At 60.8% G+C, this 4,375-nt stretch carries 4 protein-coding genes; 3 read left to right on the top strand and 1 reads right to left on the bottom strand.

Annotated elements, in window-relative coordinates:
- Window positions 1-514: 514 nt before the first annotated feature.
- Entirely contained in the window at window positions 515-1,069 is a 555-nt protein-coding gene (locus C6W55_RS00060) for a Rossmann-fold NAD(P)-binding domain-containing protein (RefSeq protein ID WP_286890630.1), read from the bottom strand.
- Window positions 1,070-1,298: 229 nt separating this feature from the next.
- Here C6W55_RS00060 and C6W55_RS00055 point away from each other — a divergent pair, with 229 nt between their 5' ends.
- Genes C6W55_RS00055 through C6W55_RS00045 form a run of 3 tightly spaced genes read left to right on the top strand, consistent with a single transcriptional unit; the run spans window position 1,299 to window position 4,145 of the window.
- Window positions 1,299-2,129, top strand: a complete 831-nt coding sequence (locus C6W55_RS00055; protein ID WP_286890628.1) for an amidohydrolase family protein — start codon at window positions 1,299-1,301, stop codon at window positions 2,127-2,129.
- Window positions 2,130-2,153: 24 nt separating this feature from the next.
- Window positions 2,154-3,098 carry an aldo/keto reductase gene (locus tag C6W55_RS00050; protein WP_286890626.1) on the top strand — a complete coding sequence of 315 codons (945 nt, stop codon included), beginning with the start codon at window positions 2,154-2,156 and terminating at the stop codon, window positions 3,096-3,098.
- Between the two features lie 27 nt (window positions 3,099-3,125).
- On the top strand, window positions 3,126-4,145 hold the full coding sequence (locus C6W55_RS00045; protein ID WP_286890624.1) for a zinc-binding alcohol dehydrogenase family protein: 1,020 nt from the start codon (window positions 3,126-3,128) through the stop codon (window positions 4,143-4,145).
- Window positions 4,146-4,375: the final 230 nt, after the last annotated feature.

Below are 4,375 nucleotides of genomic sequence, written 5' to 3'. Positions count from 1 at the left end.
TTTGCCGGCCCCCGAGGCATTACCCCCGGGTTTGGATATGAGCCCCCTAGTCCGAGGCTCAGCGGGACTTGAACCCGCCTGATGATCGTGCTGCCACGCACGCACTATGGCCTCTGCTGACTCCTGCGGATTCAGCGCAGCCTCCCGGCTGCGGTTACGAAGGGTCTTCGCGTATTCCGCAGGCCTCCCCGGATAAGAGCGTCATCTTTCCGCCCGCGACCACTGAATCTACAGGATTAGCCTTTGGCGGCTTTGGATTTCGTTGTGTGTGGGCAACTCATCCGGCTAACCCTGCCTCGAATCCAGTTCGTGTACCTTGGCCCGTGCGTTTGCCTTGAGGCTTCCTTCAGATTCGGCCTCGCGACCGACACCCTTGCCCTCGGCTAATGGTAGGCGCTCGCCAGCCCCCATTCCGGACTTTCACCGTAGAGATGACGCCCATGCCGGGCGTACCATAAAAGGCCGAACAGGAGCTTTCATCCTGTTCGGCCTTCATCGTCTGTCGTCTCCATCCTCAATATCCGGGTCGCTTCTCCCATGGTTCCAGCGTGCCGACCACATGGCGGCGCCGATTGTTCTGGATACATTCAATTACTCCGTTGCTGATTTCGTCATGGGTCAGCCAACGGGACCGGCCTCCCTCGATGACAAAACCCAACTGAACCTGATGGCAGGCGCATTCGGGCGGCACCGCAATTTTCCGGAGCATCTCGTCCAGATTGGAGCTGCTGCCCAGGACGTGGTACAGCTCCCAGCCGAAATCCGCTCCGCCCGCGAGCCGGATGGCCTCGGCCGTCTGTCCGATCACGCGCTCCTCGTCGTGATGAATCCACGCGATGACGAGATCGGCGGGCCCCCATTTCCGCATCATATCGTTCAACGTCTCGGCAAACTCCGCGGCGCGCGAATAATCCGCCGAAACGCCATGCAGATTCGGATGCTGATCGCTGAGCCGCTTCAGCTTTTGCGGATTCCGGCCGATCACCGTCACCTCGCGGCCCTGTCGGGCCAGCCACAGACTTGCGTCGGCCAGCATGCCGGAACCCCCGATGACAAGCGTATGACGCATTCCGATCATACCTCCTTTCCGTTTCCTCCCCGATCCGCTCGATCAATGGGCAACAATGACGCCAGTGAAATTATGGGACAACTTTAAATATTATTAAGCATTAATTCTAAACAATGGACAACCACATCAAAATAAGGTACATTCACGCAAACGGCGGCCATTTTATTCCCTTTGCGCGCCCGTATAATGAAGATAACCGTACATTTGCCATGCGAAAGGGGGCCAAACGGTGCGAATCGACGCCCATCAGCATTACTGGAAGATCGAGCGGGGCGACTACGGCTGGATTACGCCCGAGTACCCCGTCCTGTACCGGGATTTTCTGCCGGCCGACCTGTCCCCGCATTTGAAAGCGCATCAACTGGACGGCACCATTCTGGTGCAAGCCGCTCCGACGATCGAGGAAACCGAGTTCATCCTGTCCCTGGCCGATGCGGACGCCACGATTCTCGGCGTGGTCGGGTGGCTGGACCTGTTCGATCCGGCCCACCGCGGGCATTACGAGCGGTTCCGCCGGCATCCGAAGTTCGTCGGCTTCCGCATCATGATCCAGGATATGCCGGACGCAAGCCGGATTCTCGAGCCCGCGTTCGTCGAGGCGCTCCGAGGCTATGCGGACGAAGGCGCGACCGTCGATCTGCTCGTGAAGAGCAGCCAGCTGGAACCGCTGGTCAAGCTGCTGGAGCAGGTTCCCCATCTGCGCGGTGTTATCGATCACATCGCGAAACCACGCATCCGGGACCGAGAGATCGAACCGTGGCTCACCCATATGCGGGTCCTCGCCGGCTATCCCAATCTGTACTGCAAGCTGTCCGGCATGGTGACGGAAGCGGACCATCACAACTGGAAACCGGAGGACTTCAAGGTTTATGTCCGCCGCGTGCTCGACCTGTTCGGCCCGGATCGCGTGCTGTTCGGCAGCGACTGGCCGGTATGCCTGCTGGCGGCCGAATACGACCAAGTGATGGACGTGCTGCTCCAGGCGCTGCCGGACAACTGGGGCGAGCGCGAGCGGGCCGCATTGTTCGGCCTGAACGCCCGGAACGTGTACCGAATTTGAATCCAAGGAAGGTGCGACACCCCGATGCGATACCGGAAACTCGGCAATACCGGCCTCGATGTCTCGGTCTTGAGCTTCGGCGCATCCTCGCTCGGTTCCGTGTTCCGCGAGGCGGACGAAAGCGAGAGCATCCGTACGGTGCATGCCGCGATTGACGCCGGCATCAACTACATCGACGTCTCCCCGTATTACGGGCTGACCCGCGCGGAGACGGTGCTCGGCAAGGCAATCCGCGACATCCCGCGCGACAAGTTCCTGCTGTCCACCAAGGCGGGGCGCTACGGCGTGGATGCGTTCGATTTTTCCGCCAGGCGGATTCAGTCGAGCCTCGAAGAAAGTCTGACCCGGCTCCATACCGATTATGTCGATCTTTTTTTCCTGCATGACATCGAGTTCGTGCCGGCGGATATCGTGCTGGAAGAAGCCGTGCCGGCCGCGATGCGCCTGAAGGAGCAGGGCAAAATCCGGTTTTGGGGCATTTCCGGCCTTCCGCTGCAGCTGTTCGAGAAAATGCTCCCGCAGATCGACGCGGACGTCATCCTCTCCTACTGCCACTACTCGCTGAACGACACGGCGCTGCTCGATCTGCTGCCGATGCTGGAAGCGCGCGGCATCGGCCTCGTCAACGCGTCGCCCTTGTCCATGGGATTGCTCAGCCTGCGCGGCACGCCCGACTGGCACCCGGCTTCCCCGGAGCTGAAAGCCGCCTGCAGGAAGGCCGCCGAATTTTGCGCCGCCAGGGGAACCGACATCGCCAAGCTGGCCATCCAGTTCTCGACGGGGAACGAACGGATTCCGACGACGTTGGTCAGCACGGCGAACCCGGACAATATCGCGCGCAACACCCGATGGACCCTCGAGCCGATCGACGAGGAACTGCTCCGGGAAGTGCTTGAATTGCTTGCGCCCGTCCATAACGTCACCTGGGTCAGCGGGCGGCCGGAGTACAACGAGAACATCCGGGTGTAACGTTGCGCAGGGAGGTTTATTTTGCGTATGAGAGGCATTGTATGCGAGGAAATCGGCGTCTTCCGGATGCGGGACGATCTGCCCGAGCCCGCGGCCGGTCCGGGCGAGGCCGTCGTCCGGATCCGCCGGGTCGGCATCTGCGGAACGGACATGCACGCCTTCAAGGGCAACCAGCCCTACTTCACCTATCCCCGCATTCTCGGCCATGAGCTGGCGGGAACCATTGAATGGATCGGCGGGAATGAGGCGGGGCTCAAGGAAGGCGACCAGGTCGCCATCATGCCGTATCTGCACTGCGGGACGTGCATCGCCTGCCGGAGGGGCCGGACGAACTGCTGCGCGGGTCTCCGGGTGCTCGGCGTTCACACCGACGGCGGCATGCGCGAACGCATCACCGTGCCGGTCACCCATCTGATCAAGACCGACGGGCTCACGCTCGATCAGACCGCCGTACTGGAACCGCTGGCCATCGGGGCCCATGCGGTGCGACGCTCGGGCGCAGGCAGCGGCGAGACGGCGCTCGTGATCGGCGCCGGACCGATCGGGCTCGGCGCGGCCGCCTTCGCGAGGCTCGCCGGCGCGCGGGTGATCGTCATGGACGTGAACGATGACCGGCTTGCTTTCGCCCGATCCTGGGCGGACGCGGATCAAGTCGTGAACGCTCTGGATCATCCGATGAAACGGATCGCGGAGCTGACGGACGGCGATCTCCCGACCATCATCCTCGATGCAACCGGCAACGCCAGGTCGATGATGGATGCCCTCGGCTATCTCGCCCACGGCGGAACGTTGGTCTATGTCGGACTGGTCAAAAACGACATCACGTTCCCGCACCCGGATTTCCACAAGCGCGAGACCACCCTGATGGGCAGCCGCAACGCCACGCGCGAAGATTTCGAACATGTGCTTGATGCCGTCCGGCGCGGCGCGATCGACGCGAACCGGTACATTACGCATCGCGCGCCGTTCGACGCGATGATCGACGCCTTCGACGAGTGGCTTCGGCCGGAGAGCGGGGTCATCAAGGCGATGGTGGAGTGGTCTTGATATGGTAACAATGGAGAAACCAAAGTGTCATCAGGAAATCAAGAAAAAAGAGGGAGCCTCTTGGCTCACCTCTTTCGATTTGACGAATTGTAATATGAAGTGCGACAGATAAAAATAAAGGAGCCCATGGATGGATTCGTGTAAAATGGAAGTCACCACAACACCCATTCGTACAGGAGGATCCATTCATGAGCTACTCCCATCTTAGCATAATTGAGCGCGGACAAATA

It is taken from the genome of Thermobacillus sp. (assembly GCF_003390775.1).
Lineage (GTDB): Bacteria > Bacillota > Bacilli > Paenibacillales > Paenibacillaceae > Thermobacillus > Thermobacillus xylanilyticus.
Note: the sequence above shows the minus strand (reverse complement) of the source record. Positions and strands in the feature narration are given on the sequence as shown.

Excerpts from the sequence above, each read along its gene's own strand:
- C6W55_RS00060 (WP_286890630.1), bottom strand. The coding sequence starts at position 1,069 with ATGCGTCATACGCTTGTCATCGGGGGTTCCGGCATGCTGGCCGACGCA.
- C6W55_RS00050 (WP_286890626.1), top strand. The coding sequence starts at position 2,154 with ATGCGATACCGGAAACTCGGCAATACCGGCCTCGATGTCTCGGTCTTG.
- C6W55_RS00045 (WP_286890624.1), top strand. The coding sequence starts at position 3,126 with ATGAGAGGCATTGTATGCGAGGAAATCGGCGTCTTCCGGATGCGGGAC.